The sequence below is a fragment of the Uliginosibacterium paludis genome, assembly GCF_039631355.1.
GTDB classification, from domain to species: domain Bacteria; phylum Pseudomonadota; class Gammaproteobacteria; order Burkholderiales; family Rhodocyclaceae; genus Uliginosibacterium; species Uliginosibacterium paludis.
Genome location: NZ_JBDIVF010000002.1, coordinates 126,392 through 152,786, shown reverse-complemented (window position 1 = coordinate 152,786; position 26,395 = coordinate 126,392). Strand labels below are relative to the sequence as shown.

General features: G+C 68.1%; 26 protein-coding genes. 12 read left to right on the top strand and 14 right to left on the bottom strand.

The features are described from left to right. Window positions 1–53 precede the first annotated feature (53 nt). The 3 genes from ABDB87_RS05710 to ABDB87_RS05700 all read right to left on the bottom strand — a co-directional run bounded on the left by ABDB87_RS05710 (window position 54) and on the right by ABDB87_RS05700 (window position 5,817). Window positions 54–1,730 (bottom strand): DEAD/DEAH box helicase, encoded by a 1,677-nt coding sequence (locus ABDB87_RS05710; RefSeq protein ID WP_345924958.1) that lies wholly within the window; start codon window positions 1,728–1,730, stop codon window positions 54–56. Between the two features lie 418 nt (window positions 1,731–2,148). Then, window positions 2,149–4,662 (bottom strand): rhamnogalacturonan lyase, encoded by a 2,514-nt coding sequence (locus tag ABDB87_RS05705; protein WP_345924956.1) that lies wholly within the window; start codon window positions 4,660–4,662, stop codon window positions 2,149–2,151. Between the two features lie 162 nt (window positions 4,663–4,824). Then, window positions 4,825–5,817, bottom strand: a complete 993-nt coding sequence (locus ABDB87_RS05700) for a TRAP transporter substrate-binding protein (protein WP_345924955.1) — start codon at window positions 5,815–5,817, stop codon at window positions 4,825–4,827. A gap of 233 nt (window positions 5,818–6,050) precedes the next feature. On the opposite strand from ABDB87_RS05700, the gene ccmA reads away from it, so the two are divergent. The 11 genes from ccmA to ABDB87_RS05645 all read left to right on the top strand — a co-directional run bounded on the left by ccmA (window position 6,051) and on the right by ABDB87_RS05645 (window position 14,120). Beyond that, on the top strand, window positions 6,051–6,677 hold the full coding sequence (ccmA, locus tag ABDB87_RS05695) for a cytochrome c biogenesis heme-transporting ATPase CcmA (protein WP_345924954.1): 627 nt from the start codon (window positions 6,051–6,053) through the stop codon (window positions 6,675–6,677). Beyond that, window positions 6,674–7,339, top strand: a complete 666-nt coding sequence (gene ccmB / locus ABDB87_RS05690; RefSeq protein ID WP_345924953.1) for a heme exporter protein CcmB — start codon at window positions 6,674–6,676, stop codon at window positions 7,337–7,339. The genes ccmA and ccmB overlap by 4 nt, the downstream gene beginning before the upstream one ends. Window positions 7,340–7,418: 79 nt before the next feature. After that, window positions 7,419–8,174, top strand: coding sequence for a heme ABC transporter permease CcmC (gene ccmC, locus ABDB87_RS05685; RefSeq protein WP_345924951.1), 756 nt, complete (start codon window positions 7,419–7,421; stop codon window positions 8,172–8,174). Next, entirely contained in the window at window positions 8,171–8,347 is a 177-nt protein-coding gene (gene ccmD / locus ABDB87_RS05680) for a heme exporter protein CcmD (RefSeq protein WP_345924949.1), read from the top strand. Before ccmC ends, ccmD begins: the two co-directional genes overlap by 4 nt. 2 nt (window positions 8,348–8,349) lie before the next feature. Then, the gene (locus tag ABDB87_RS05675; protein ID WP_345924947.1) at window positions 8,350–8,994 is read left to right on the top strand and encodes a class I SAM-dependent methyltransferase; all 645 of its coding nucleotides are present in this window, start codon (window positions 8,350–8,352) and stop codon (window positions 8,992–8,994) included. A gap of 18 nt (window positions 8,995–9,012) precedes the next feature. Next, window positions 9,013–9,459: a cytochrome c maturation protein CcmE gene (gene ccmE, locus ABDB87_RS05670; RefSeq protein ID WP_345924945.1), complete on the top strand. Its 447-nt coding sequence runs from the start codon at window positions 9,013–9,015 to the stop codon at window positions 9,457–9,459. 62 nt (window positions 9,460–9,521) lie between these two features. Then, on the top strand, window positions 9,522–11,456 hold the full coding sequence (locus ABDB87_RS05665) for a heme lyase CcmF/NrfE family subunit (protein ID WP_345924943.1): 1,935 nt from the start codon (window positions 9,522–9,524) through the stop codon (window positions 11,454–11,456). 1 nt (window position 11,457) lies between these two features. Then, complete coding sequence (locus tag ABDB87_RS05660) at window positions 11,458–11,985, top strand: DsbE family thiol:disulfide interchange protein (RefSeq protein WP_345924941.1); 528 nt, start codon at window positions 11,458–11,460, stop codon at window positions 11,983–11,985. Next, complete coding sequence (locus ABDB87_RS05655; protein WP_385917326.1) at window positions 11,978–12,472, top strand: cytochrome c-type biogenesis protein; 495 nt, start codon at window positions 11,978–11,980, stop codon at window positions 12,470–12,472. Before ABDB87_RS05660 ends, ABDB87_RS05655 begins: the two co-directional genes overlap by 8 nt. Continuing rightward, window positions 12,469–13,656 (top strand): c-type cytochrome biogenesis protein CcmI, encoded by a 1,188-nt coding sequence (gene ccmI / locus ABDB87_RS05650; RefSeq protein ID WP_345924938.1) that lies wholly within the window; start codon window positions 12,469–12,471, stop codon window positions 13,654–13,656. The genes ABDB87_RS05655 and ccmI overlap by 4 nt, the downstream gene beginning before the upstream one ends. A gap of 170 nt (window positions 13,657–13,826) precedes the next feature. Next, window positions 13,827–14,120, top strand: coding sequence for a hypothetical protein (locus tag ABDB87_RS05645; RefSeq protein WP_345924936.1), 294 nt, complete (start codon window positions 13,827–13,829; stop codon window positions 14,118–14,120). On the opposite strand, the gene ABDB87_RS05640 is transcribed toward ABDB87_RS05645, so the two are convergent. From ABDB87_RS05640 to ABDB87_RS05610, 7 genes are all read right to left on the bottom strand, one after another. Beyond that, window positions 14,036–14,782 carry a hypothetical protein gene (locus ABDB87_RS05640; RefSeq protein WP_345924934.1) on the bottom strand — a complete coding sequence of 249 codons (747 nt, stop codon included), beginning with the start codon at window positions 14,780–14,782 and terminating at the stop codon, window positions 14,036–14,038. The genes ABDB87_RS05645 and ABDB87_RS05640 overlap by 85 nt on opposite strands. Before the next feature lie 4 nt (window positions 14,783–14,786). Then, window positions 14,787–15,413 (bottom strand): YceH family protein, encoded by a 627-nt coding sequence (locus ABDB87_RS05635; protein WP_345924931.1) that lies wholly within the window; start codon window positions 15,411–15,413, stop codon window positions 14,787–14,789. A 12-nt stretch (window positions 15,414–15,425) separates the two neighbouring features. Then, window positions 15,426–16,118, bottom strand: coding sequence for a pseudouridine synthase (locus tag ABDB87_RS05630; protein ID WP_345924929.1), 693 nt, complete (start codon window positions 16,116–16,118; stop codon window positions 15,426–15,428). Then, complete coding sequence (gene thiD / locus ABDB87_RS05625) at window positions 16,115–16,942, bottom strand: bifunctional hydroxymethylpyrimidine kinase/phosphomethylpyrimidine kinase (protein WP_345924927.1); 828 nt, start codon at window positions 16,940–16,942, stop codon at window positions 16,115–16,117. The genes ABDB87_RS05630 and thiD overlap by 4 nt, the downstream gene beginning before the upstream one ends. Beyond that, the gene (locus ABDB87_RS05620) at window positions 16,939–17,475 is read right to left on the bottom strand and encodes a DUF2062 domain-containing protein (protein ID WP_345924925.1); all 537 of its coding nucleotides are present in this window, start codon (window positions 17,473–17,475) and stop codon (window positions 16,939–16,941) included. Before ABDB87_RS05620 ends, thiD begins: the two co-directional genes overlap by 4 nt. Window positions 17,476–17,484: 9 nt before the next feature. Beyond that, complete coding sequence (locus tag ABDB87_RS05615; protein ID WP_345924923.1) at window positions 17,485–19,446, bottom strand: peptidase U32 family protein; 1,962 nt, start codon at window positions 19,444–19,446, stop codon at window positions 17,485–17,487. A 182-nt stretch (window positions 19,447–19,628) separates the two neighbouring features. After that, entirely contained in the window at window positions 19,629–19,808 is a 180-nt protein-coding gene (locus tag ABDB87_RS05610) for a hypothetical protein (RefSeq protein ID WP_345924921.1), read from the bottom strand. 265 nt (window positions 19,809–20,073) lie between these two features. Here ABDB87_RS05610 and ABDB87_RS05605 point away from each other — a divergent pair, with 265 nt between their 5' ends. Then, entirely contained in the window at window positions 20,074–21,624 is a 1,551-nt protein-coding gene (locus ABDB87_RS05605; RefSeq protein ID WP_345924919.1) for a putative bifunctional diguanylate cyclase/phosphodiesterase, read from the top strand. A gap of 115 nt (window positions 21,625–21,739) precedes the next feature. On the opposite strand, the gene ABDB87_RS05600 is transcribed toward ABDB87_RS05605, so the two are convergent. The 4 genes from ABDB87_RS05600 to ABDB87_RS05585 are packed head-to-tail and all read right to left on the bottom strand — an operon-like array spanning window position 21,740 to window position 26,335. Beyond that, window positions 21,740–22,957, bottom strand: a complete 1,218-nt coding sequence (locus tag ABDB87_RS05600) for an ABC transporter permease (RefSeq protein WP_345924917.1) — start codon at window positions 22,955–22,957, stop codon at window positions 21,740–21,742. Beyond that, window positions 22,954–23,658 (bottom strand): ABC transporter ATP-binding protein, encoded by a 705-nt coding sequence (locus tag ABDB87_RS05595; RefSeq protein ID WP_345924915.1) that lies wholly within the window; start codon window positions 23,656–23,658, stop codon window positions 22,954–22,956. Before ABDB87_RS05595 ends, ABDB87_RS05600 begins: the two co-directional genes overlap by 4 nt. Beyond that, on the bottom strand, window positions 23,655–24,935 hold the full coding sequence (locus ABDB87_RS05590; protein ID WP_345924913.1) for an efflux RND transporter periplasmic adaptor subunit: 1,281 nt from the start codon (window positions 24,933–24,935) through the stop codon (window positions 23,655–23,657). The genes ABDB87_RS05595 and ABDB87_RS05590 overlap by 4 nt, the downstream gene beginning before the upstream one ends. Further along, window positions 24,932–26,335, bottom strand: a complete 1,404-nt coding sequence (locus ABDB87_RS05585) for an efflux transporter outer membrane subunit (RefSeq protein ID WP_345924911.1) — start codon at window positions 26,333–26,335, stop codon at window positions 24,932–24,934. Before ABDB87_RS05585 ends, ABDB87_RS05590 begins: the two co-directional genes overlap by 4 nt. Between the last annotated feature and the right edge of the window lie 60 nt (window positions 26,336–26,395).

The following is a 26,395-nucleotide window of genomic DNA, read 5'->3' as shown; positions in this document are numbered from 1 at the left end:
ACGGATGCTGACGGCATTTTCATTTGAAGCGCCGCGAAAGGCGGATTCGCGTATCAGTCCGCGAGGTCGCGCAGCGCACGGATGCCGCGCGCAAACACGCCCTTGATGCCGCCACGACCGGGCTCGGCGCGATTGCCGTCGACATCGCGCGCGGGCTTCGGCTGCACATTGCCGTTCACCTCGGGGCGCTGGCGCGGGGCCACGTTGCCGTTGGCTTCGCCCCGTGCGTTGCGCGGGCTGCGCGAGGGCGAGCCGGGGCGCTGCGGACTGCGGCCGGGCTGGCCTTCCCGCCGGGCCGGGGCACTGCGGCCTTCGCCGCCGCGCGCATCGGCATGGCGACGCGGCTGCGCCGGACGGCTCTCGCCGTTGCGCGGGGCATCGCTGTCGCGCACATTGCGCTGGCCATTGTGGTCAGGGCGGGCTGCATCGCGTGGCGTGCTGCGCTGGGCATCGCGGGGGGCACGTTGCCCTTCGCGCTGGCCTTCACGTTGGCCTTCACGCGGTGCGCTGCGGCGCGGCTGGCTCTGGGCATTGCCGCCACGGCCGCGGCCCTGGGGCTGGCGGGGCGGGCGATCGTCGGTTTCGCTGGCGGCACCGGCCGGCATGTCGAAGGCCGGCACCGGGGCGCGCTCGATCGTGCGCTTGGTGAATTTCTCGATGTCGCGCAGCAGCTTGTCCTCGTCCGGCGAGACCAGCGAGAGGGCTTCACCGCTGGCGCCGGCGCGGCCGGTGCGGCCGATGCGGTGCACATAGTCTTCGGGCACGTTGGGCAGCTCGAAATTCACCACATGCGGCAGCTCGACGATGTCCAGCCCGCGTGCGGCGATGTCGGTCGCCACCAGCACCTGCAGGTCGCCCGACTTGAACTCGGCGAGCGCACGGGTGCGGGCGTTCTGGCTCTTGTTGCCGTGGATCGCCATCGAGTTGATGCCACCCTTGGTGAGCTGCTCCGCCAGGCGGTTGGCGCCGTGCTTGGTGCGGGTGAAGACCAGCACCTGGAACCACTGCTTTTCCTTGATCAGGTGGGCCAGCAGATGGCGCTTGGCCTTCTGGTCGACCTGCATCACGCGCTGGGTGACCATTTCGGTGGTGGTGTTGCGGCGCGCCACTTCGATCATTTGCGGCTTGTTCAGCAGGCCATCGGCCAGCGCCTTGATCTCGTCCGAGAAGGTCGCGGAGAAGAGCAGGTTCTGACGCTGCTTCGGCAGCAGGGCCAGTACCTTGCGGATGTCGCGGATGAAACCCATGTCGAGCATGCGGTCGGCTTCGTCCAGCACCAGGATCTCGACGTTCGAGAGGTCCAGGGTCTTCTGCTGCACATGGTCGAGCAGGCGGCCCGGGGTGGCGACGAGCAGATCCACGCCGCGGCGAAGCGCGTCGATCTGCGGATTGATGCTGACGCCGCCGAACATCACATAGGAGCGGATCGGCAGATGCGCGCCATAGAGGCGCACGGATTCCTCGACCTGGGCGGCGAGTTCGCGGGTGGGCGTGAGCACCAGTGCGCGGATCGCGCCCTTCTTGCGGGCGGGGGTTTCGGTCAGGCGCTGCAGCAGGGGCAGCGTGAAGCCGGCGGTCTTGCCGGTACCGGTCTGGGCAGCGGCCATCAGGTCGCCGCCGTTCAGGACGGCCGGGATGGCCTGGGCCTGGATGGGCGTGGGGGTGGTATAGCCGCGCTCGGCAACGGCGCGGACGAGGGGCTCGATGAGCCCGAGGGAAGCAAAGGACATATCACTCCAGAAAAGGGAGTGCTGCGTCGACCTGCCGCTCGCGGAATGATCCAGGCGGCACCAGTCGAGGAGGACGAAGCAGGTTCGTTGGTTTGCAGGGAACGGATGCAGAGTGTGCAGACGTGCTACAGGCAGTGGCGAGGGGACTGGTACATGCCACCGGAGACCGAGCATACGCGGGATGTGCCGGGGTGCAAAGTGAATTCTGGTGTCGGGTGGCGGACGGCAAGGCCGGGCCGCAGGTGGCGCCGCGCCCGGGGCCTGAAATGAAACAGCCCGGAGACCGGCCCTTCACCGGCGTCCGGGCTGCAAATGCGTGGCGTCTCAAGGGAAACGCCTCACACTTCCTGCAACACTCAGCACTCAGCACTCAGCACTCAGCACTCAGCACTCAGCACTCAGCACTCAGCACCTTGTTTCAAGGCGTCCTGATTGCCGGCAGCGTGACCGTGCCCATGCCGTTGCCCAGGAAGAAGCCAGGGTGCGGGGGCTGGTTGTAGCCGGCGTTCTGGGCGGCCACCTGCACGCGGTACTGCGCATCGTGCATCAGCGTGGGGAAGCGGTAAGTGGTGGGGTAGGGCGTGGTGAAGATCAGCAGCGCGGTGTTGTCCGCATTGCGCCATACCACTTCCTCGCGCCAGTCACCGAAGAGGTCGGCCGAGACGACCGGCGTGGCCTTGGTGCTGTTGTTCGACGCGGCGCCGTAGTTGTAGGCGCTCAGCAGGCGGCTGGTGGATTGCGAGCTGGGCACCCACTTGTCGATCTTGGTGTCGTCGAGCAGTTCGCGCGAGAGGTCGCCATCCCACCACACGCCGAAGTTCGTCGGGCTCGGGCGTTTGGTGCTGGAAATCTGCACGCCGGCCGCACTCATCAGCACGGTGCCGGCCGTGCTCCAGCATTCGTTGCCGGGGTAGGCCGGATCGATGTCCATGCACACGCCCCGGCCCACGTCGGTCGAGGAACCATAGCCCCAGAGGATCGCGCCGGTGGCGGCGTCATGCATTTCCATGCCGCGGTTGCTGCCGTAGTAGGTCGGCTCCTCATGCACCATGAAGACCTGCTTGCCGCTGCGGTTGGGGTTGTGAACGCCGACATGCAGCGCATCGCCGTGGGCGAGCGTCGTGTTGTAGAGCAGGGTGCCATCGTTCTTGATGGTGGCCGCGCCGTAGACGATGTCGTCCTTGCCGTCGTTGTTGACGTCGGCCACCGCGAGCCAGTGTGCGCCCTGGCCATAGGCCGTGCTGCTGCTGCGGGTGTTGCCGCTGTCATAGGTCCAGCGCTGGGTCAGCTTGCCGTCGCGCCAGTCCCAGGCCACGATCACCGCACGGGTGTAGTAGCCGCGCGAGAACACGGCAGAGGGCCGGGTGCCGTCCAGATAGGCGACGCCGCCCAGGAAACGGTCGACGCGGTTGCCGTAGGAATCCCCCCAGCTCGACACCGTGCCGCGTGCCGGCAGGTAGTTGGTGGTGGCCATCGCGGCGCCGGTCGCGCCATTGAACACGGTCAGGTATTCCGGCCCGGAGAGGATGTAGCCCTTGCTGTTGCGGTAGTCGGCGGAGGCAGATCCGATCACCGTGCCCTTGCCGTCGACGGTGCCGTCGGCGGTCTTCAGCATCACCTCGGCCTTGCCGTCGCTGTCGAGGTCATACACGACCATGGTGGTGTAGTGCGCGCCGGCTCGGATGTTCTTGCCCAGGTCGATGCGCCACAGGCGCGTGCCGTTGAGCTTGTAGGCATCCACGAAGGTATTGCCGGTGTAGCCCGACTGCGAGTTGTCCTTGGCGTTGGTGGGCTGCCACTTCAGCACGATCTCGTATTCGCCGTCACCATCGAGATCGGCCACCGTGCCGTCGTTGGCGTCATAGGTGTAGGCCACGCCGTCGGGCGAGGTGCCGCCTGCCGGCTTGCTGAGCGGAATCGAGAGATAGGGATTGGCCAGCACGCGGGCGCTGGCCGCGGTCTGCTCCACGCCATTGATTACCGGCCGCACCGAGTAGCTGGCGCCGCTTGTGCCGGCGGTGTCATTGAAGCTGGTCACGCTGGTGAGCACGCTGCCGTTGAGCTTCGTGCTGCCGCGATACACATTGAAGCCGATGCCGGAAGGATCGGTGCCGAGCAGGCGCCAGCTCACCAGCATGCCGCTGGCAGCGGGCACGGCCACCACGCCGCGGTCGAGCTTTTCCATGTAGCGACCGCTGGCGGCACTCGAGCTGCTGGACGCCACCGAGGAGGACGCTGCGCTGCTGCTCTTGCTGCTGGCCGACGACGCTGCGGCTGAGGAGGCCGCGGCCGAACTCGCCACGCTGCTGCTCGACGCGCTCTTCACCTGGCCGGAAGCGGCGTTGGAGTTGGTCGAGACGCTGTCGGTGGTGTTCTTGATCCAGTAGTAATACTTCGTGCCGGCCACCGCGCTGGTGTCGGTGTAGGTGCGCACGTCGGCGCCCACGCTGGCGAGGCGGCTGCGGCCTGCAGGGTCGGAGTCGGTATCGCGCATGATTTCCTGCACGCCGGTGGCAAGATTGCTCACGGACCAGTAGAGCACGATGCCGTTGCTGGCGCCGGTGGCCGTCAGGCTGATGCCGGCGCTGGCGGCCGCACTCGATGAAGAGGAGGCAACGGAGGACGAGGCCGCGCTGCTCGCCGCGGCGCTGCTGGCCGAGGCATTGCTGATCGTGCTGGCGGAATAGGAGCAGTAGCGGGTGCCGGCGACGCTGCTGGCCGGGAAGAGCGATGCCTGGCAGGTGAAGCTGCCGGAGAGGTCGGCATAGACGAAGCTGCCGGACTTGCCGAAGGCGACATGGCGGGTGCCGCTCATGGCGCAGCTGTCGCCTTCCTTGGCGCATTTCGTGTAGCCGGTCGGGTAGTCGGTGGCGGCCAGCGCATGGCCTGCCATCAGGAGGGCTGCGACGCCTCCCAGGTGTCTGATTTTCATGGGTTCTCCAGTGTCTGTCGTTGAGTCGGGCGCGTGGCCGCGCCTCTGGGCAGTTCGTCGCCTGTGCACCGGATTCAAGCAGGGGGCGCCTGCCGGCGTAATGACATCCGGATAGGCGCGGCGAATCCGGCGCGGAGCGGCGAGCAGCCGCTCCGCGGTGCATTACATGGCGCGCACCTCGCGCCAGCTGGTGACGGTCCACTTGGTGGCAAAGAGGCTCTGGATGGCGGCTTCGGCCCGCCGCCGGATGGCTTCGGCATCCGGGGTGATGACCTGCATGCCAGCCGCGCGCAGGGCATCGAGCTGGGCGGACTCCGACATTTCGCTGTACTGCGTGGCCCAGGCGGTGGCTTCGTTCATCGCCTCGCGCACCGCTTTCTGGTCGGCCGCGTCGAGTTCCTTGCGGAAGAAGCAGGCATTGGCCAGCGGCATGCCGAAGCCGACAAGATGGCGCGTCAGGATCAGGGTGTTCTGCACTTCATGCAGCTTGAGCGAGCTGATCTGGCTCAGGTCGCCTTCAGAGGCCTCGGCCTCACCCTTGCCCAGCGCCTCATGGATGCGCGGCAGCGGCACCTGAACCGGCGTGACTTCCAGCGCCTGCCAGACGGTGATCCAGTCCGGTACCGGCGGCAGGCGCAGCTTCACATGGCGGAAGTCTGCCGGCGAGCGGATGGCCTTGTTGGCGGTGAAGTGGCGGAAGCCGCGATAGAGCGGATCGAAGGTCACCATGTTGCCGTTTTTCTCGATCAGCCCGGCCATCGCCTTGCCGGTGCCGCTGCGCCAGAGCGCCTGAAGCTGCGCGAAGTCGCGGATCACATAGGGGCCGTTGAAGAAGAAGAAATCCGGCGCGTAGTCCTGGATCGGCTGGCCGCCGGTGAGCAGGATCTCGCCGACCCGGGCGCTGGCCTCGCAGCTGCCGAATGCGGGGTCGATGCGCTGCTCGTCCAGCACGCCGGTCTGCACGCTGACCTTGATGTGAGGGGCTTTCTGCGCCAGCGCCTCCTTGAAGCGCGCTCCGGTTTCGGCGAGCAGGTGTCCGCTGGCGAAGGGGGTGACGACGCGCAGTGCGATGCTGGGGCGTTCGTCCGCCGCCTGGGCGAGGCAGGGCAGCAGCACGGCCAGCATGGCCAGGCCGCGAAAAAGCTTTGCGTTCATGAATCCTCCCGGGATCGTGATCTGTTCTGGAAAGGGCTGTGCACCGGGCAATCATCCTGCGCCGAAGTCATGACAGGTGAATGGCACGTCCGACAGCCGACGGCAATCCTGCCCCCGGGAGGCAGGTGGCGGCGAGACCCGGGTGGCAGGCAGACCACGCTCTTGCCCGCGAGGGCAGACCCGCTGCCCCGACAAACTGGTCGCCGGGCAGGACTTGTGCTTGAATCCCGGCCATGCTCGAAACCCGCCAACTCGGCTGCCAGCGCGGCGACCGTCTGCTTTTTCGCCGTCTGGACCTCTTTGCCGGGCCGGGTGAGCTGTGGCGGATCGCCGGCGCCAACGGCAGTGGCAAGACCAGCCTGCTGCGCCTGCTGGCGGGCCTGGCCCAGCCGGCAGCCGGTGACATCTGCTGGCAGGACGAGGCCATCGGGCGTTCGCGCGAGGCTTTCCATGCCGCGCTGCTCTATCTGGGCCATGCGCCCGCGCTCAATGATCTGTTGAGTCCGCTCGAGAACCTGCGCTTTGCCTGCGCCACGGCAGGCCTCGCGATCACGGCGGAGGCCGGCCGGCAGGCGCTGGAAGGGCTGGGCCTGAGCCGCCAGCTGGCCCTGCCTTGCCAGGTGCTCTCCCAAGGGCAGCGCCGCCGCGTGGGGCTGGCGCGGCTGGCGCTGTCGGCCTCGCGTCCGTTGTGGATCCTGGACGAACCCTTCACCGCGCTGGACGTGGACGCCGTCGCCGCACTGGCCGCGCAGCTCGATGCGCATTGCGCAGCCGGCGGCATGGTGATCTTCACCTCGCATCAGGACGTGCCTTTCGCCACGCCGCTGCGGGTGCTGGACGTGGAGGCCTTCGCGCCATGAGCCTCTTCCTTGCCGTGCTGCGGCGCGACCTGCTGCTGGCCTGGCGTGCGCGGGCCGATCTGCTGGTGGCGCTGTCCTTCTTCCTCATCGTGGCGAGCCTGTTTCCCTTCGGTGTTGGCGCCGATCCGGTGCGCCTGCGCGCCATCGGGCCCGGCGTGGTCTGGGTGGCGGCGCTCCTGGCGGTGCTGCTGGGCCTGCCGCGTCTTTTCGAGAAGGATCATGAATCCGGTGTGCTGGAGCAGTTGCTGCTGTCGCCCGAACCCGCCGTGATCTGGGTCGCCGCCAAGATCACCGCGCACTGGCTGGCGACCGGTCTGCCGCTGGTGCTGGTTTCGCCGTTGCTCGGGCTGATGTATCGCCTTGAGGATGCGGAACTCGTGGTGCTCGCGGCCGGTCTGCTGCTGGGCACGCCGGCGCTCTCGCTGATCGGCGCTATTGGCGCCGCGCTGACCCTGGGCCTGCGCGGCGCAGGCTCGCTGCTGGCCCTGCTGGTGCTGCCGCTCTTCGTGCCGGTGCTGATTTTTGGCGCCGGAGCGGTGGATGCGTGGAGTGCCGGCATGGGGGTGTCGGCGCAGTTTTCGCTCATGGGCGGCGGTCTGCTTGCCGCGCTCGCGCTGGCGCCCCTGGCCTGTGCGGCCGCGCTGCGCCTGGCTGCGGAATGAGTGCCCGCCGCCTGAAGCCGGCCCGCGGCGGACTTTCCTGCGTATCATCCTTCCGGCCTGATTCCGGACGCCCCTCGACATGAACATCTTCAGGTTCTCTTCACCGCAGACTTTCTATCCGCTCGCCGGCCGGCTGGTGCCGGTCTTCGCGGTGCTGGCCGCGCTTTTCACTGCGGCCGGGCTCTGGATCGGCCTTTTCGTGGCACCCTCCGACGCGGTGCAGGGCGAGGTCTATCGCATCATCCACATTCATGTGGCGGCGGCCTGGATGAGCATGTTCATCTACATGGTGATGGCGTTCTGGGCGGCGATCGGGCTGGGCCTGGGCACGCGGCTCTCCTTCTACATGACGCAGGCGCTGGCACCGACCGGCGCGATGTTCTGCTTTCTCGCGCTGTGGACCGGCGCGCTGTGGGGCCGGCCGACCTGGGGCGCCTACTGGGTGTGGGATGCACGCCTGACCTCCCAGCTGCTGCTGCTCTTCCTCTATGCCGGTTTCATCGCGCTCACGCGCAGCATCGAAGACCCGCGCCGGGCCGACCGCGCCGGCGCCATCATCGCGCTGGTGGGTGCGGTGAATGTGCCGGTGATCTATTTCTCGGTGAAGTGGTGGAACACCCTGCATCAGGGCGCGTCGGTGAACATGAAGGGCTCCAGCATGGCCAGCGTGATGCTGGTCGCAATGCTGCTGACGGCGCTGGGCTGCTGGTTCTACAGCATCGCGGCGAGCCTGACGCGGGCCCGGCGCATTATCCTGGAACGCGAACGTCATACCGACTGGGCGGCGGCCGAGATCGCGCGGCTCACCGCAGGGCCGGCCGGAGGAGGGCAATGATGTACTGGCAGTCGCTGGCGGATTTTCTTTCGATGGGGGGGCGCGGCTTCTTCGTCTGGGGCAGCTACGGCGTGGCGTTTCTGCTGGTGGTGCTGGAAATCTGGCTGCTGCGTCGCAGCCGGCGCCAGAGCCTGCGCCGCCTGCAGCAGCTGCAGGCGCTGGAGCGGGACTGAGCATGGATCCGATGCAGGCCTATTACGCGCAGCGGGCGCCGGAATACGACGCGGTCTATCAGAAGCCGGAACGGCAGGCCGAGCTGCGCGAGCTGGAAGCCTGGTTGCCGGGCTGCTTCGCAGGCCGCCATGTGCTGGAAGTGGCTGCCGGCACCGGCTACTGGAGCCGCTTCATCGCGCCGGCCGCGGCCTCGCTGACCCTGACCGACGCGAGTCTTGAAACCCTGGCGATCGCGCGCAACCGGGTGCTCGGCCGGGCGGTGTTCGTGCAGGCCGATGCCTGGGCGCTGCATGAGGATCTGGGCAGCTTCAATGGCGCTTTCGCCGGCTTCTGGCTGTCGCATGTGCCGGTGGCGCGCCGTCGCGAATTCATCACCGGTCTGCAGCGTCGTCTTGCGCCGGACTCGGTCGTGGTGATGATGGACAATCGCTTCGTGGCCGGCAGCAGCACGCCCATCGACAGCCGCGATGAGGAAGGCAACAGTTACCAGTTGCGCACGCTGGCCGATGGCAGCCGGCATCGCATCCTGAAGAATTTTCCCGGCGAGGCGGAACTGCTCGCCATGCTTGACGGTCTGGGCGAAGAGCCGGTGATCCGCTGCACCGAGCACTTCTGGACCCTGCAATACCTGACGCCGGGCGTCTGAAACCGGCACGGAGATACAATGAAAGCCCGCCACAAACGCTTCCTGCTCATCGGCGTCGCCCTGGTTCTGCTCGGCGCGGCGACCGCGCTGGTGCTCAACGCCTTCCGCAGCAATCTGGTCTTCTTCCACACGCCCAGCGAAGTGGCCGCGGGCGAAGTGCCGCACGGGCGTACCTTCCGCGTCGGGGGCATGGTGCTGGCGGGCTCGATCCAGCGCGAAAGCGACGGTCAGACGGTACGCTTCTCGATCACCGATACGGCGAAAGTGGTGCCGGTCGTCTATCGTGGCGCGCTGCCCGACCTCTTCAAGGAAACCAAGGGTGCGGTGGCCGAGGGGCAGCTGGGAGACGACGGCGTGTTCGTCGCCACCCAGGTGCTGGCCAAGCACGATGAGAACTACATGCCGCCCGAAGCCAAGGACGCAATCGACCGCGCCCACCGGACGGCCACCACGGTCTCGGAATGAGACAGCACGCGCGGCGCGGCTGAGCCCGGCCACGCGCGCCAGACACTTGCAACGGTGCTTCGATGATTCCCGAACTCGGTCATTTTTCCCTGATCCTCGCCTTTCTGGTGGCGCTCGTGCTGGGGGTGCTGCCGCTGCTGGGGGCGGCGCGCGGCCAGGCCGCCCTGCTCGGCGTGGCGCGGCCCGCAGCGCGGCTGGAGTTCGCGCTGATCCTGCTGGCTTTCCTGTGTCTGACCCAGGCCTTCATTGCCAACGACTTCTCGGTGGCCTATGTCGCCTCGCACTCCAACACCCGCCTGCCGCTGGCCTACCGCATCACTGCGGTATGGGGCAGCCATGAGGGCTCGCTGCTGCTGTGGGCGCTGATGCTCGGTCTGTGGACGCTGGCGGTCTCGTTCATCCGCAGCCTGCCGGAAGTGTTCGTGGCCCGCGTGCTGGCGGTGATGGGCCTGGTGGCGGCGGGCTTCCTCGCCTTCATGCTGTTTACGTCCAATCCCTTCACCCGGCTGCTGCCGGGCGCGGCCGAGGGCAATGACCTCAATCCGCTGCTGCAGGACCCGGGCATGATCATCCACCCGCCGCTGCTCTACATGGGCTATGTCGGTTTCTCGGTGGCGTTTGCCTTCTCGATTGCGGCGCTGCTCGGCGGGCGGCTCGATGCGGCCTGGGCGCGCGCCTCGCGCCCCTGGACGCTGACCGCCTGGGTCTTCCTGACCCTGGGCATCATGGTCGGCTCCGGCTGGGCCTATTACGAACTCGGCTGGGGCGGCTGGTGGTTCTGGGATCCGGTCGAAAATGCCAGCTTCATGCCCTGGCTGGTCGGTACCGCACTGGTTCACTCGCTCTCGGTGACCGAGAAGCGCGGCGCCTTCAAGAGCTGGACCGTGCTGCTTGCGATCAGCGCCTTTTCGCTCTCGCTGCTGGGCACCTTCCTGGTCCGCTCCGGGGTGCTGACCAGCGTGCATGCCTTCGCCACCGACCCGAGCCGCGGCATGTTCATTCTCGCGCTGCTGGTGCTGGTGATCGGCGGCTCGCTGCTGCTCTATGCCTGGCGGGCGACAAGCCTGGCCGGCGGTGGCCGCTTCGCCCTGCTCTCGCGCGACAGCCTGCTGCTGGTCAACAACGTGCTGCTCTCGGTGGTGGCGGCGACCGTGCTGCTCGGCACACTCTATCCGCTGCTGGTCGATGCCTTGTCCGGCGCCAAGCTCTCGGTCGGGCCGCCCTATTTCGAAGCGGTGTTCTTCCCGCTGATGCTGCCGGTCGTGCTGCTGATGATGGTGGCCCCCTTCGTGCGCTGGAAGGAGCATGACGGCGCCCGCCTGCTGCGCCAGGTGCTGCCCGGCCTGATCAGTGCCTGCCTGCTGGGATTCCTGCTGGCCTGGCTGGCGGGGCGCTTCTCGGTGCGCGCGGCGCTGGGCCTGTCGCTCGCGGCCTGGGTGCTGCTCGCCAGCGCACAGCAACTCTGGCTGCGCCTGCGCGGGCCGGACGCCACGCTGGCGAAGATTCCACGCGCCTGGTGGGGCATGTGGGCCGCGCATCTGGGCATCGGCCTCTTCATCATCGGCGTGAGCATGGTGAAGACGCATGAAGAGAGTCTCGACATCACGCTCAGGGTCGGCAGCAGTGCCGAACTGGCGGGCTATACATTCCGGCTGGATCGCGTCGAGGAAGTGCAGGGCCCCAACTATGTGGCCGCGCGCGGCATCGTCGAGCTGCGTCGCGCTGAGCGGGTGATCAACATCCTGCACCCCGAGAAGCGCATCTATACCGCGCGCCAGATGCCGATGACAGAGTCATCCATCGATGTCGGCCCCTTCCGCGATGTCTATGTGTCGCTGGGTGACGCCGCCGGGCAGGACAGCTGGGTGCTGCGCCTCTACTACAAGCCTTTCGTGAGCTGGATCTGGGCGGGCTGCCTGCTGATGGCGCTGGGCGGCGTGCTGGCCGCGACCGATCCGCGCTACCGTCGCCAGGCCGGTCGCCGGCAGGAGGCCTGAGATGAAAGCCAAAGCCCTCATTCCGCTCGGCATTTTCGTCGCGCTGGTGGCGCTGCTCGGGATCGGCCTGACGCTGAACCCGCGCGAGATTCCCTCGCCGCTGATCGACAAGCCTGCGCCCGCCTTCCGCCTGCCGCAGCTGCAGAAGCCCGAAGCGCTGTCGCTCGACGACATGCGCGGCCAGGTCTGGCTGCTCAATGTATGGGCCTCCTGGTGCGTGGCCTGTCGCGAAGAGCACGAGACGCTGGTCGACTTTTCGCGTCGCGGCGTGGTGCCCCTGATCGGGCTGAATTACAAGGACAAGCAGCCCGACGCGCTGGCCTGGCTCTCGCAGCATGGTGACCCGTATTCCACCAGCATCGTCGATGCGGATGGCCGCGTCGGGATCGACTATGGCGTGTATGGCGTGCCGGAAACCTTCCTCATCGACCGCAATGGCCGCATCCGCTACAAGCACATCGGTCCGCTTTCGCCGGAGTCGGTCGAAAAGGAATTGATGCCGCGCATCAGGGAGCTCAAGGGTGCATGACGAATCCATTACCCGGCTGAAGCGCCGGGCGGCCGGCTTCCTGGCAGCCGCCATCTGTGCCGGGCTCCTTGGCGTGGCCGGTGCTGCCGGCAGCGACGCGGCACTCGATGCGCGCGTCATGAAGATTTCGGAAGAGCTGCGCTGCCTCGTCTGCCAGAACCAGTCGATTGCCGAGTCGAATGCGGATCTCGCGCAGGACCTGCGCCGCGAGGTGCGCGAGATGCTGGCCGCCGGCAAGACCGAGGCGGATGTGCGCGAATTCATGGTCGAGCGCTATGGCGACTTCGTGCTCTACGACCCGCCGGTCAAGCGCAGCACGCTGCTGCTGTGGATCGGCCCTGGCCTGGCCGCGGTGATCGCGCTGGGCGGGCTGTGGTGGCAGCTGGCACGGCGCCGGCGCACACGGGCGGGTGACGAGGCGGATGCGCCGGATGAGGCGGCACTGGCACAGGCCCGTGCGCTCCTCGATGCAAAGGACGAACAATGACCGGATTCCTCATTGCAGCGCTGCTGGTGCTGCTGACCGTTGCCGCTTGCCTGGTGCGGCCCCTGCTCGCTCCGCGTGCGAGCGTGCAGGCGCCTGACGAACGCCCGGCGCTGCGGATCCTGCGCGAGCAGCGCCGCGAGCTGGCGGCCGAGCTGGCCGCCGGCCGCATCAGCGCCGATGCGCATGCCGAGAGCATGGCCGAGATCGAACAGCGTGCCGCGCGCGAGATGCAGGCGGTCGAAGTGCCGCAGCAGCTGCGCCCGTCGCGGGTCTGGGCCGTGGCCATGGCAGCCGGGCTGCCGCTGGCCGCGATCGGGCTCTACCTGCTGCTGGGCCAGCCCGCCGGGCTGAATCCGGCCAATACCGCGCCGCCTGCCACACTGGGGCCGGGCGAAATCAATGCGATGGTCGAGCGCCTGGCGGAAAAGGTTGCGGCCAATCCGGAGGATCTGGAAGCCACCCGCATGCTGGCACGGTCCTACATGGTGCTCGAGCGCTATCCGGAGGCGGTGAAGGTCTACCGTGCGCTGGCGGCGAAGACGCCTGACGATGCACAGGTCTATGCCGACTGGGCTGATGCGCTGGGCAGCGCGAACGGCAACTCGATGGCGGGCGAGCCGGCGGAGCTGGTGACGCGCGCACTGGCGATCGATCCCAACAACGTGAAGGCCCTGGCGCTGGCCGGCAGCATGGCCTTCGAGCGCGAGGACTATGCGCAGGCCCGGGACTTCTGGACCCGCATGGCGGCCCGTGTCGATCCCGAAAGCGAGATCGGACGCAGCGCCGCGGCCATGCTGGAGGAAGTGAGCCGGCGCCTGGGCAAGCAGCCCGAGCCGGCAGCCGCCCCGAGCGGTCTGCGGCTGCAGGGCGAGATCCGGATCAGTGATGAGCTGCGGGCGGCTGCCCAGCCGGGCGACGCGCTTTTCGTGTTCGTGCGTCCTTCATCGGGCGGCGCGCCGGTCGCCGCGCAGCGTCTCAAGGTGGGCGACTGGCCGCTGCATTTCGACTTCTCCCGGGTGCCGCTGATGGCCGGCAGCGAGGGCACGGCGCCCTATGTGATCGGTGCGCGGATCTCGAAGCAGGGCACCGCCAGCGCCGTCAGTGGTGACCCCGAGGGCTTTTCGGCGGTGGTGATGCCGGACGAGGCCGGCATCGTGGTCGAGATCTCCCGACGCCATCCCTGAGCTCTTCGCATTGAGCGGCAAGAATCCGGCTTTTCCGTGATTTTTGTCACAAGCGACCACAAGGCGTTGCGGGGAATCAGCCATTCGGTGCGGGCCGCCAGCCGGGCGGCAGCGCGGGAGCGGGGGTCTGGCCGATAACATTTCCGCCTGTATTACAGGAATTCGCGCGAATGTTCGACGTTGCCACCTATGCCAAGACTGCCCGCGGGCGTGCCGAAGTCAGCGAGCGCAAGCTCGGGCTGCCTTCGCGCCTGCGCCGTGCGCTGATCATGGTGGATGGCCGTACGCGCTTCGGCGATCTGCGCCGCATGCTGGAGCCGCTCGGTGATCCGGTCGAGATCGTGCAGCAGCTCTCCGACATGGGGCTCATCGAGTCCGACTACGATCTGCCGCCCATGCCGGTGATCGGCGGCATGATCCTCGACGATCCGACCACGATCATGGAGCTCCACGCGACCAGGTGATGCTGGCTTGGCGTGATGGACCAGGGCGCGCAGGCCTGCGCGGGCAGGTGTTCAAAGCTGCCATGGTCATGGATCCGGCGCTCGCGGCCGCCTCGGCCCGACGCATCGCCCGGCCAGTAGCGCTGCAGGATCGCTTCCAGTGTTTCTGACCCCTTGAGCGTCAGCGCGCTGTCGCGCCGAGGCGCTTCGCTGCAGGCGGCCAGGTCGTGACAGCTCGCCCAGCTTGCGCCCTGCATGGCGTCGAGCAGGGCCGCCGGCCAGCGCGGGTCGATACGATCAATGAGCTGACCCAGCAGGTTCGAGAACAGGAAGGCGGCGCCGGGAAAGCGCGCACGCAGCATGGCCGGCCCGTGAACGCCTGCGCAGCAGTCCAGCACTTCATGTTCGAAACGGCAGGCCGGAAAGCGGCGGGCCAGCAGCCAGCGCGCGAGCGGATCCGGTTCGAGAATCACGATTCGCGCGAAGCGGCCGAGAAACGCCGCATCAAGCGTGTAGCCCGCATTCGGGCCGATGATCACCAGCCTGTCTTCCGGCGGCTGCCACGCGCTCAGCCAGAGGGCGACCTGGCGGGTGAAGGGCTGCCACAGGCTGCGCCGGTAGCGCAGCGCGCGGAAATGGTAGGAGAGGCCGCCGCTGTCGTCGAGCAGGGCGCCCGCTCCCATCGCCTCAGCGTGCCTTGAGAGCTTCGACTTCTGCCCGCAGCGCGGCGACTTCCTCGCGCAGCGCCGCCACTTCGGCCGCCAGCCCGCTGCTCTCCGCCACACGGGGGGCTGCACCCGCTTGCGGCAGGCTTGGCGTGCCGCAGAGCAGATGCGCCCAGCGGCTTTCCCGGGCGCCCGGAGCGCGCGGCAGCAGCAGGGTCAGCGCGCCGGCGCTGCGCTCGGCGAGTTCGGCCAGGAAGGCTTCGAGCGAGGACGCGTCGGCAAAACGGTAGAGCCGTTCGCTGTTGGCCCGCAGCTCGGCCACGGTCTGCGGGCCGCGCAGGATCAGCGTCGCGAGCAGCGCCACCGACGGGGTCGGCAGCTGGTAGACGCGGCCCATGTTGTGTGAATACTTGGTCACGCGGCTGCCCGAGGATTCGATGACGAGGTCATGGCTGCGGAGCATGTCGAGCGCTTCGAGGGCTTCGGACTCGCTGACTTCCATGACCGGATCGCGGGCGGTTTTCTGGTTGCAGCCGGTGACCAGTGAATTGAGCGACATCGGATAGGTGTCGGGGACGGTCGCGGCCTTTTCGATCAGGACGGCGAGCACACGTGCTTCGACCGGGGAGAGCTGTGCGGGGACGGGCATGGTGTTCCTTTTTCAGGGCCAGGGCAGGGACCAGGGCGCGCCGGTCAGCTGATCGGCGCTGCGCGCAAAGTACTCGCCTTCATCGGGTTTGTGCAGGAAATCGAAGGCCTCACCGAACCAGGAGAAGCGCAGCGCATAGGCGTGCAGATAGCCGCGGTCTGCAGGGCTGCCGCCATAGCGTTCGTCTCCCAGGATCGGCGAGCCGAGGCTTTTCAGCGCGACCCGCAGCTGATGCGTGCGGCCGGTCAGCGGGCTCAGCACGAAGAGGCGCAGGCCATCGCCCGCCGAGAAGCTGAAGAACTGTGTGGCGCAGTCGATCTCACCCTCGCGCGAGAGTCGCCAGCTGCCGCCGCGCCCCTTGAGCATCGCCCCCTTGATGCAGCCCTGCTTCTTGCTCGGGCGGTGATCGGAGAGCGCCAGATAGCATTTGCGGATCTCGCCCGCTTCGAACATGCGGCCGAATTCGCGCGCCGCCTCGGCATGCCGGGCCAGCAGCACCAGGCCCGAGGTGATGCGGTCGAGCCGATGGACCGGGTGCAGGCCGGGCTCGTCGAGCAGCGCGCGCACCTGCACCACGAAGCCGGCCTCGCCGTCTTCGCTGTGGAAGTTCATGCCGGCCGGCTTGAGCGCCAGCACGAAGTCGCGGTGCTCGGCGAGTACGCGCAGCGCGGTGGCAGGCGCGCCGGCCTGGCTGGAAGCGCTCATTTCCACAGTGCGTGGAAGTGATGAACCGGGCCATGACCGCTGCCGACCTCAAGCTGCCCGGAGGCGGCAATCGCGCGGCGCAGCCAGTCGGTGGCGGCACGGACCGCGTTCTCGGTGCGGCGGAACTCACCGGCCTGCGGCAGCAGCGCCGCGATGGCGGACGACAGCGTGCAGCCGGTGCCGTGCGTGTTCTTCGTTTCGATGCGCGGCGCCGGCATCTCGACCATGCGGTCGCCATCGAAGAGCAGATCGACCACTTCGCTGCCGGGCAGGTGGCCGCCCTTGAGCAGCACCCAGCGCTCGGAGGAGAGCGGCAGCATGTTGCGCAGGCGCTCGGCCGCGCGGTACATCTCCTTCACCGTTTCCGGTGCGCGCTGCTCGAGGAGCACGCCTGCCTCGGGCAGGTTGGGCGTAATCATGTAGGTCTGCGGCAGCAGCGCTTCGATCAGCATCGCCACCGCGCTCTTCGCCAGCAGATGATCGCCGCTCTTGGCCACCATCACCGGGTCGCACACCACCCAGGGCGCCTGCCAGTGCGCGAGGCGCTCGGCGACGGTCTGCACGATGTCGGCGGAGCCGAGCATGCCCAGCTTCACCGCATGGATCTTCACATCGGCGAAGAGGGTGTCGATCTGCAACTTCAGAAAATCGGTGGGCGGCACATGCACGCCGGTGACGGCCTGGGTGTTTTGCGCGGTGAGCGCGGCGACCACGCCGCAACCGTAGGCGCCCAGCGCCGAGAAAGCCTTGAGGTCGGCCAGAATGCCGGCGCCGCCGGAGGGGTCCACACCGGCGATGGAAACAACATTGGGAATGCGGCTCATGCAGACGTCCTGTGAAGATCGGTTTTGCGCCAGCCCTGCCGGAACTGGCTGAGGCTGCGGCCGAGAAGATAGCCTGCCAGCGCCGCGAGCGGGGCCAGGATGAGCAGGCCCAGCAGCACCTCGCCGCTGGCGGCCCCCATGCTGCCGAGCAGGCTCTCCGACACGACATGGGTTTCGTCGGCCAGATGCGCAGCTTCGCTCACCACATCGCCCGGCAGCCAGGTCTTGATCAGCTTGCCGGTTTGCCAGGCGGCATAGTAGATCGGCGGGAAGGTCAGCGGATTCGAGATCAGCGTGCTCAGGGCGGCGCTCAGCAGATTGCCGCGCAGCACGACGGCCAGTGCCACCGCACAGAGGATCTGGCCGAAGGGCAGCAGGATGCCGAAGAAGCAGCCCACCGCCATGCCGATGCCGACGGCATGAGGCGTGACGCGCCAGAGCCCGCGATCGAGCAGGCGCTTCGCGAAGGGGCGCAGCGGACGCGAGCGGATCAGGCGCAGCGGCGAGATGCGGAAAGCGGAAAAACGGGCCATCGGAAATCTTCAGTGGGCAGGGCGCCGCGCGTGAAAGGTCATCGGCACGGCTTCCGGGCTGCCCGGCGGCGGGCTCTGCAGGATGTTCTTGCGGATGCGGCCGATGACGTGCATTTCACAGGGCTTGCAGTCAAAGCGCAGGGTCAGGCGCTCCTTGCCGTTGATGAGCGTCATCGGCTCGGCGCGGACCTGGCCTTGCACGCCGGTCACGCCCTTGGCCTGCTTGGGGCACAGGTTGAACGAGAATCTCAGGCAGTGCTTGGTGATCATCAGGCTGGCTTCGCCTTCTTCCTCATGGGCTTCATAAGCCGCGGCGATGAGCTTCACGCCGTGGCGGGCATAGAAGCGCCGGGCAGCCTCGTTATACACATTGGCGAGGTAGCTCAGCGACGCTTCCGGATAGACCGCCGGCGGCTCGGAGGGTTCAAAGCGCGGCGGCCGGCCCAGCGCTGCAAGGCGCGTGGCTTCCAGCGCTTCGATGGCCTCGCGACGCAGGGCGTTGAGTTGCGAGGCGGGCAGGAACCAGGGCTGCTGCCAGTCGACCGAGATCTCGCGCGCCGAGAAGATCGTCGCGCCGAGCTTGGCGAGGTGCTCGCGCAGGCTGGCTTCACTCTTTTCCGGATGCTGGGCGGGCTGCTTGTCGCAGGCGAGGCGCGCGGTGGCCTCCGCGCCGGATTCATCGACCACGCGCAGCGCGAAGCCGTCTTCGGTTTCGGAAAAATGCAGATCCAGCGCGATGCGGCGTTCGGCGGATTTCTTGAGCAGGGCCTGCTCCCAGGCGTGGTCACGGTTGCGCGAGATTTCCGCACCGACGACCAGCCCCGGCAGCTCGCTGATTTTCTGGTTCGGCGTCACGCGCCACACATTACCGGTCTGCTTCACCGTATCGGCCTGCACACCCTGCAGGCGGCGCTTGTGCATCCAGGTGAGGCCGTCGCTGTTGGCGAGCGGCAGCGCGGATTCCAGCTCGAACCAGTCCGGCCCCACACGGGTCACCGTGCCGAGGCGCTCGCCCTCGTGGCTGGGCGCGTCGAAGGCGCCGATGTCTTCCTTGCGGCCCTGCACGAAGTAGTCGGTGCTGCTGCGGTTGAAGCTCTTGTCCGGGTCGGGCTGGAAGCTGAAGCTGCTCTTGCCGTGTGAAGCTGCAGCCAGTTCCGGGCGTTCCTCCAGGATGCCGTCGAGCAGCTGGCGGTAATGAGCGGTGATGTTCTTCACATAGCCCATGTCCTTGTAGCGGCCCTCGATCTTGAAGCTCTGCACGCCGGCATCGATCAGCGCGGCGAGGTTGGCGCTCTGGTCGTTGTCCTTCACCGACAGCAGATGCTTGTCGAAAGCCACTACGCGGCCCTGCTGGTCTTCCAGCGTGTAGGGCAGGCGGCAGGCCTGCGAGCAGTCGCCCCGGTTGGCGCTGCGACCGGTATGCGCATGGCTGATGTAGCACTGGCCGGAGAAGGCCACGCACAGCGCGCCGTGGATGAAGAATTCGAGCGGCACGGCCGGATTCACCGCGGCGCGCATCGCCGCGATCTCCTTGAGCGTGAGTTCGCGTGCCAGCACCAGCTGCGAGAAGCCGACTTCGCCGAGGAACTTCGCCTTCTCCACGCTGCGGATGTCGCACTGGGTGGAGGCATGCAGCGCGATCGGCGGCAGGTCCATCTCGAGCAGGCCCATGTCCTGCACGATCAGCGCGTCCACGCCGGCGTCATACAGCTCGTGCACCAGCTTGCGTGCAGGCTCGAGCTCCGCGTCGTGGAGGATGGTGTTGAGCGTGACGAAGATGCGCGCGCCGTAGCGATGGGCGAATCCGGCGAGGTCCGCGATGTCGCTGACGCTGTTGTCGGCCGAGGAGCGGGCGCCGAAGGCGGGGCCGCCGATATAGACCGCGTCGGCGCCGTGAAGCACGGCTTCACGCCCGATCTCGGCGGTCTTGGCGGGGGCGAGGAGTTCGATCTGCTGCGGTTTGAGGCTCATGACGCGGGGCAGGCAACCGGCAGGCTTGCGCAGGATCGCAAGCAGGCGGAATTGCCTGAAATTTCTCGGTTTTCTGATTGGAGCCGAATCTTAGCGCGAAGCCGGGGTGGCGGGCGTCGACGCGTGCCGGGCGCGGCCCCGGCCCGGCGGATGCCCGCCGGCGCGGAGCCTGCCGGAGCATTTCAGGCGGCGGTGCGCAGGGGGTCGGGGCGGACGGCGGCCGCAGCGTCTGCGCCATCCTGGCGCGGTGTGCTGCGCTTGTCCGCGCCGGGCGCTTCGGATTCGAGGGGGCTGCCCGAGGCGTCCGGCGCCGAGAGGGCCGTTGCCAGAAGGAGCATCAGGAACATCGGGGGGTGCTTCATGGAGTTTCTCCGTACTGCTGGTGAGGTGAAGCATAGGAAGCGGTTTACCCCGACACAAGGGCCGTTTTGGTGTTCACCCGGCGCAAAGTCTGATCCGGATCAATGTTCCGCGGCCCGCCGGCGCCGCTCGCGGATCCCGAGAGGGAGGCCAGACGGGCGGCGTGATCAAGTTCCGGGCTCGGCAGGACGTTGTTGAAAGACCCGGATCAAAAAGTGAAACGATGTGTGAGCAGCAGTCGTGTTTCCCCGCAGGAGTTCCATGGCCATGAAACGCTGGCGCATGCTGACGCGCCGTGCGCGCTTCGATCTGTACGTCTTTGTCGTCAGTTCGGTGCTGCTGGCCTCGCTGATGATTCACCAGAACGCCTTCGAGGGCTTCTTCACGCTGAGCCGTACGCACGAGTCCTGGCAGCTCGACGAGATCGCGATCGTGTTCTGCGTGCTGGGCGCCCTGGGCTATGTGTATGCGGTGCGGCGCATGCTGGACCTGCGCGCCGAAGTCCGCATGCGGCAGGTGGCCGAGCGCGAGGCGCGCGAGCTCGCCGCCCGCGACCTGCTGACCGGCGTGCCCAACCGGCGCGCGCTGCATGCGTTCTTCGATGCGATGTTCGGCCACAGCGCGGCGCCCGAGCCCTTCTTTCTCGCGATTCTCGATCTGGATGGCTTCAAGGCCATCAACGATCTCTACGGGCATCTCGCCGGCGACGCCCTGCTGCGCTGCATTGCCGGACGCCTGAAGGCGGCGGTGCCGGTGCCCGATTTCGTTTGCCGTCTTGCCGGCGACGAGTTCGCGCTGGTGATTCGCTCGCAAGCCGATGCGGCCCGGGTGCGCGCGCGGGTCGAGGCGATCGCCGAAGTCCTGCAGCAGCCGATCGTGATCGAAGGGCATGAGCTGCAGATTTCGGCCACCTTCGGCATGGCTGCCTTTCCGGCCGATGGCGACACGCTGGGCCTCTTGCTGCGCCGCGCCGATGTGGCGCTGTGCCAGGGCAAGACGTTCGGCCGCGCTACCGTGCGCTTCTTCAACGAGGCGCTGGACCGCCAGATCGAATCGCGCTCGCGCATCGAGGCCGCGCTGCGTCAGGGCCTGGAGCAGAACCGCCTGTTCGTGCATTTCCAGCCCATCGTCGATCTCGCCAGCGGGCGGATTGCGGCTTTCGAGGCGCTGGCGCGGCTGACCGATCCTGAGCTGGGCAGCATCTCGCCACTGCTCTTCATCGAAGCCGCCGAGCACACCGGCCTGATCCTCAAGCTCTCGGACCACCTGCTGCGGCTGGCCTGCGAAACCGCGCGGCAATGGCCGCAGGAGGTGCATCTTTCCTTCAACCTCTCGCCGCGCCAGCTGCGCGACCCGATGCTGGTCCGTCGCCTGCTGGCGATCCTCACCGAGGCCGGCTTTCCGCCGCAGCGGCTGGAGCTGGAGGTCACCGAGAGCGGCATGATCAGCGATGCCGACGGGGCCGAGGACGTGCTGCGCAGCCTGCGCGCCGAAGGCATCCGGATCGCGATCGACGATTTCGGCGCGGGTTATTCGAGCTTCGCGCGCCTCTCGCGCTTTGCCTTCGAACGCATCAAGATCGACCGCAGCTTCGTCAACGGTCTCGGTAGCGAACACCGCGCCGAGCCGGTGCTCGCATCGGTGATCCATCTGATCGACGCGCTGGGCAGCATTTCGCTGGCCGAGGGCATCGAGACCCAGGCGCAGCTCGACTGGCTGCGCGCGCATGGCTGCCGTTTCGGCCAGGGCTATCTGCTCGGGCGCCCCGAGCCTGCGGAAAGCACACTGGCCCGCCTCAGGGCGCAGCGGCCCGACTGAGTGGCGAGCCGCCCGCAAGCCCCGGAAAAAGGGGGTCGCTCGTGCTGGGGCGGGTGCGTTTCCGGGTTGCGCGCGCGCCCGGCCCGCGCCGCCTCATTGCCGTGTTGTCAGCCCGTCATTCATGGCGCAGCGCTTCGATCGGATCGAGCTGCGCGGCACGCCGCGCCGGCACATAGCCGAACAGCACGCCGATGCCCGCGGAGACCGCGAATGCCAGCAGCATGATGTCGACATCGAGCACGAAGGGCAGGCCCAGCGCGGTGGTCAGGCCGAAGGACGCAAGCAGGGCGAGCGCAATCCCGACCAGACCGCCGAAGGAAGAGAGCGCGACCGCTTCCACCAGGAACTGCAGCAGCACTTCGCGTTCCAGTGCGCCGATGGCGAGCCGCGTGCCGATCTCGCGGGTGCGTTCGGTCACCGACACCAGCATGATGTTCATGATCCCGATGCCGCCGACGAGCAGGCTCACCGCCGCGACCGCGCCGAGCAGGCTGGTCAGCACGCGGGTGGTGGAGGAGAGTGCTTCCGAGATCTGGCGGGTGTCGAAGACCGAGAAATTGTCGTTCTCGTTGGGGGCAATGCCGCGCCGCTCGCGCATCAGCACCGACACATCGCGCACCACCCGTTCGGTCGAGAGACCGTCGCGCACCGAGAGCAGCAGGGTGCCCACGTCCTGCCGGCTGCGCCGGCCCGCGACGCGGCGCTGCCAGGACTTGAGCGGCATCAGCACCATGTCGTCCTGATCCTGGCCCATCGCCGACTGACCCTTGGGCGAGAGCACGCCGATCACCTCGCAGCTCACGCCACGGAAGCGGATCTTCTCACCCAGCGGGCTGCCGCCCTGGAACAGCGCCTTGCGCACCGTGTCGCCCAGCACGCACACCGTGCGGCCTGCGCGCTGCTCGCCGTCGTGAAAGAAGCGGCCTTCCGCGAGATGCCAGTTGCCCACTTCCAGATAGCTCGGCGAGCTGCCGATCACCGGGGTGAAGGTGCTCTCCGTCATGTATGACACCGTGCTGCCGCGTTGCGACACCGAGGCGACTTCGCGCACTGCATGCACCGCGTCGAGAATGGCCTGGGCGTCGTCTTCCTTGAAGGCCGGCGCCCAGCCCGCAGGCTGACCGGGTGACATGCGCTGCCCCGGGCGGACGATCACCAGATTGCTGCCCAGACTGGAGACCTGCGCGGTGATCAGTGCGGTGGCACCGTTGCCGAGCGTGACCATGGTGATTACCGCTGCCACGCCGATGATGATGCCGAGCACGGTCAGCGAGGCGCGCAGCAGATTGCGGCGGATCTCGCGCAGCGCGAGGAGCAGCGCATTCCAGATCATGCCGGCACCTCGGCGCTGTCATGATCGACAAGGCCGTCAACGAAGCGCAGCGTGCGCGAGGCCCAGGCGGCCATGTCCGGCTCATGGGTCACCATCAGCACGGTGATGCCGTGCTCGCGGTTGAGTCGGGTGAGCAGCTGCATGATCTCGACGCTGCGTTCCGAATCGAGGTTGCCGGTCGGCTCGTCGGCCAGCAGCAGGGTGGGGCGGGTGACGATGGCGCGGGCGATGGCCACGCGCTGCTGCTGGCCGCCGGAGAGCTCGGCCGGCGTGTGATGTTCCCAGCCGGTCAGGCCCACCAGCGCCAGTGCTTCGCGTGCCTGGGCATGGCGCTCGGCCAGCGGCAGGCCGCGATAGAGCAGGGGCAGCTCGACGTTTTCGAGCGCGGTGGTGCGGGCGAGCAGGTTGAAACCCTGGAAGACGAAGCCGAGGCAGTGCCGGCGCAGGATGGCGCGCTGGTTGCGGTCGAGCTGCTCCACATGCTGGTCGAGAAAGACGTACTCGCCGCTGGTGGGTACATCGAGACAGCCGAGGATGTTCATCACTGTCGACTTGCCCGAGCCGGACGGCCCCATGACCGCCACGAACTCGCCTGCCGCGAGTTCGAAGCTCACGCCCTTGAGCGCCTGGAAGGCGGCCTGACCGCTGCCATAGGTCTTGGTTACGCCGCGGACACGGATCAGGGGGGCGGCTTCACTCACCTGGGCTGCTCGGCGGTGTCGATGATGATCTCGTCACCCGGCTTGAGTGACTTCGATTCGATTTCGGTGTTGCGGCCATCGCTCAGGATGGTGCGCACCGCGACCGGCTGCGGGCCCTCCACGCCCTTCACCCAGACCCGCGCGCGATTGCGGTTGCTGTTGCCCACCTGGGGCTTGGGCCGGTCCTGGGTGCGCGGCAGGAGCATGCCGAGCAGGCCGCCCTCCTTCTTCTCCACTTTTTCCGGCGGCTTGAAGCGCAGGGCCGCGTTGGGCACCAGCAGCACGCCCTTGTGCTCGGCCACCTTGATGTCTGCGGTCGCAGTCATGCCGGGGCGCAGGCGGAGATCGGGGTTCTTCACCTGCAGTACGGTCTGGTAGCTCACCACGTTGTCGACGTTGGTCGAGCCGAAGCGCACCTGGCGGATCTTCGCCGGGAAGGTCTTGTCGGGCCAGGCATCGACGGTGAAGTTCGCGTCCATGCCTTCATGCACTTGTCCTACATCGGCTTCCGAGACCGCGACGATCAGCTCCATCTCGGACAGGTCTTCGGCCAGCGAGAACAGCACCGGCGCCTGCAGCGAGGCCGCCACGGTCTGGCCCGGCTCCACGCTGCGCTTGAGCACGATGCCGTTGGTGGCCGAGCGGATGGTGGCTTTCGAGAGGTCGGTCTCACCCTGTTTCACCGCGCCGGCAGACTCGGCGGCGGCGGCTTCGGCGGTCGCGAGATCGGCCTTCGCGCGGGCAAGCTTGGCCCGGGCGGCATCCAGCTCGGCAGCCGAAGGCACCTTGCCGCCGGAGAGGCGCGCCACTTCCTCGAAGCGGGCGAGCGAGGTGGCGGATTCGTCCAGGGTGGCGCGCGCCTGCAGCACGCGGGCCTGGTTGGCGGCAAGCGTGGCGCGCGAGCGCTCCAGCGCGGTGGCGAGCTTGGTGGTGTCGAGCCGCGCCAGCACCTGGCCCTTCTTCACCCGGTCGTTGAAGTCGACCAGCACCTCGGCCATGGTGCCGGAGATCTCGGAGCCGACGTCGACCGTGTTGATCGGCTGCAGGTTGCCGGTGGCGGTCACGGTGACGGTGATGTCCCCGCGGCTCACGGCGGCGGTGACGAACTGCGGCCCGCGCGCGCTGCGGCTCGTGTGCCAGGCGGCCAGGCCGCCGGCGATTATCAGCAGGGCCAGCACGCCGAGGCCGATCAGCAGACGGCGGTTGCGGGGCGCCGCGCGATGGCTGGCGAGCAGCTGGCTGAGGTCGGCGGCGGGGCCGGTGGATGACTTTGTCATGGGGTTCCCGTTTCCTTGCCCGGGCCGGGCATGTCGAAGCCGCCCCCGAGCGCCTTGTAGAGTGCGACGGCGGCCGCCAGCTGCTCGCCCTGCGCGCTGGCGCTTGCGTCGCTGGCGGAGAGCTCGCTGCGCAGCGTGTCCTGCAGCGTGGCGTAATCGATGAGGCCTGCGGTGTAGCGGTCGCGGGCGAGGCCGGCGGCGAGGCTGGCGCTTTCTGCTGCCGCGGCCAGGTTGCGCAGGCGGGTGCCGCTGCGATCGAGCGAGACGAGCGCGCTTTCCACATCGGCAAGCGCCTGGGCGACGGTTTTCTCGTAGCTGATCAGCGCCTGCTCGAGCTGGGCATTGCGGACGTCTACGGTGCGGCGCAGGCGCCCGCCATCCAGCAGCGGGGTGCTCAGACCGGCGAGCAGGCTGCTGCCGAGCGAGGCCGGGCGGAACAGCGTATCCAGCCCGCCGGAGGAGAGGGCGAGCGTGCCGGAGAGCTGCAGCGAAGGGTAGAGCGCGGCGCTGGCCACGCCGACGCTGGCGCTCGCGGCGGCCAGGCGGCGCTCGGCCGCGCGCAGGTCCGGGCGCTGGCGGATGAGTTCTGCCGGCAGCGGCACGGCGACTTCGGCCGGGGCGGCGGGCAGGGCGCTCAGGTGTGCGGTGCGCCCGGCGATCTCTGTGCGCGGCGCGCCGCACAGCACGGTGAGCCGGTCCAGCGCGGTCTCGATGGCGGCTTCGAGTGCCGGGATGCGCGCCCGCGCGGTCTCCAGCGTGCTGGTCGCCTGCAGTGCATCGAGCGAGCTGGCGAGGCCGGCCTGCTCGCGCCACCGGATCAACCGGTGCGTCTCCTCCAGACTGGCGAGATTGCTGCGTGCGATCGCAAGCCGGGCCTGCTGCGTGCGCAGATCGAGATAGACGCGTGCGACTTCGGCGCTCAGCGTGAGCCAGGCGTCGCTCACCCCGGCTTCGCTTGCTTCGAGCGTGGCCCGGGCGGCTTCCACACTGCGCCGCGTGCCGCCGAAAAGATCGATCTCCCAGCTTGCGTCGAAGCCGACGCTGTAGCTGTCAGCCGCGCTGCCGGCGCCGGCGGATTCGGTGCGGCGCGCGCTGTTGTCCTGGCTGAGACCGGGCCATTGCGCGGCCCGGGCCACGCCCAGGCTCGCCCGCGATTCGCGCAGCCTGGCGCGTGCGCTGCGCAGATCCGGGCTCTGCGCCAGCGCGGTGTCGATCAGGGCGTTCAGCGTGTCGTCGTGAAAGCCGCGCCACCAGTGCACGAGGGAGGCGCCCTGCGGCGTCGCGGCGGCCTGCCAGCTGGCGGGCAGCGCGGGCCGGGGCGCGGCGTAATCGGGGCCGGCGCTGACGCAGGCTGCGAGCAGGCTGCAGGAGAGTAGCGGCAGAAGGGGGCGCGGAAACATGATGCGAGCGTAGCGGATTTCGCGCCGCTGCAGACGAAGCGCGCGTCTGCCGCACGGGCG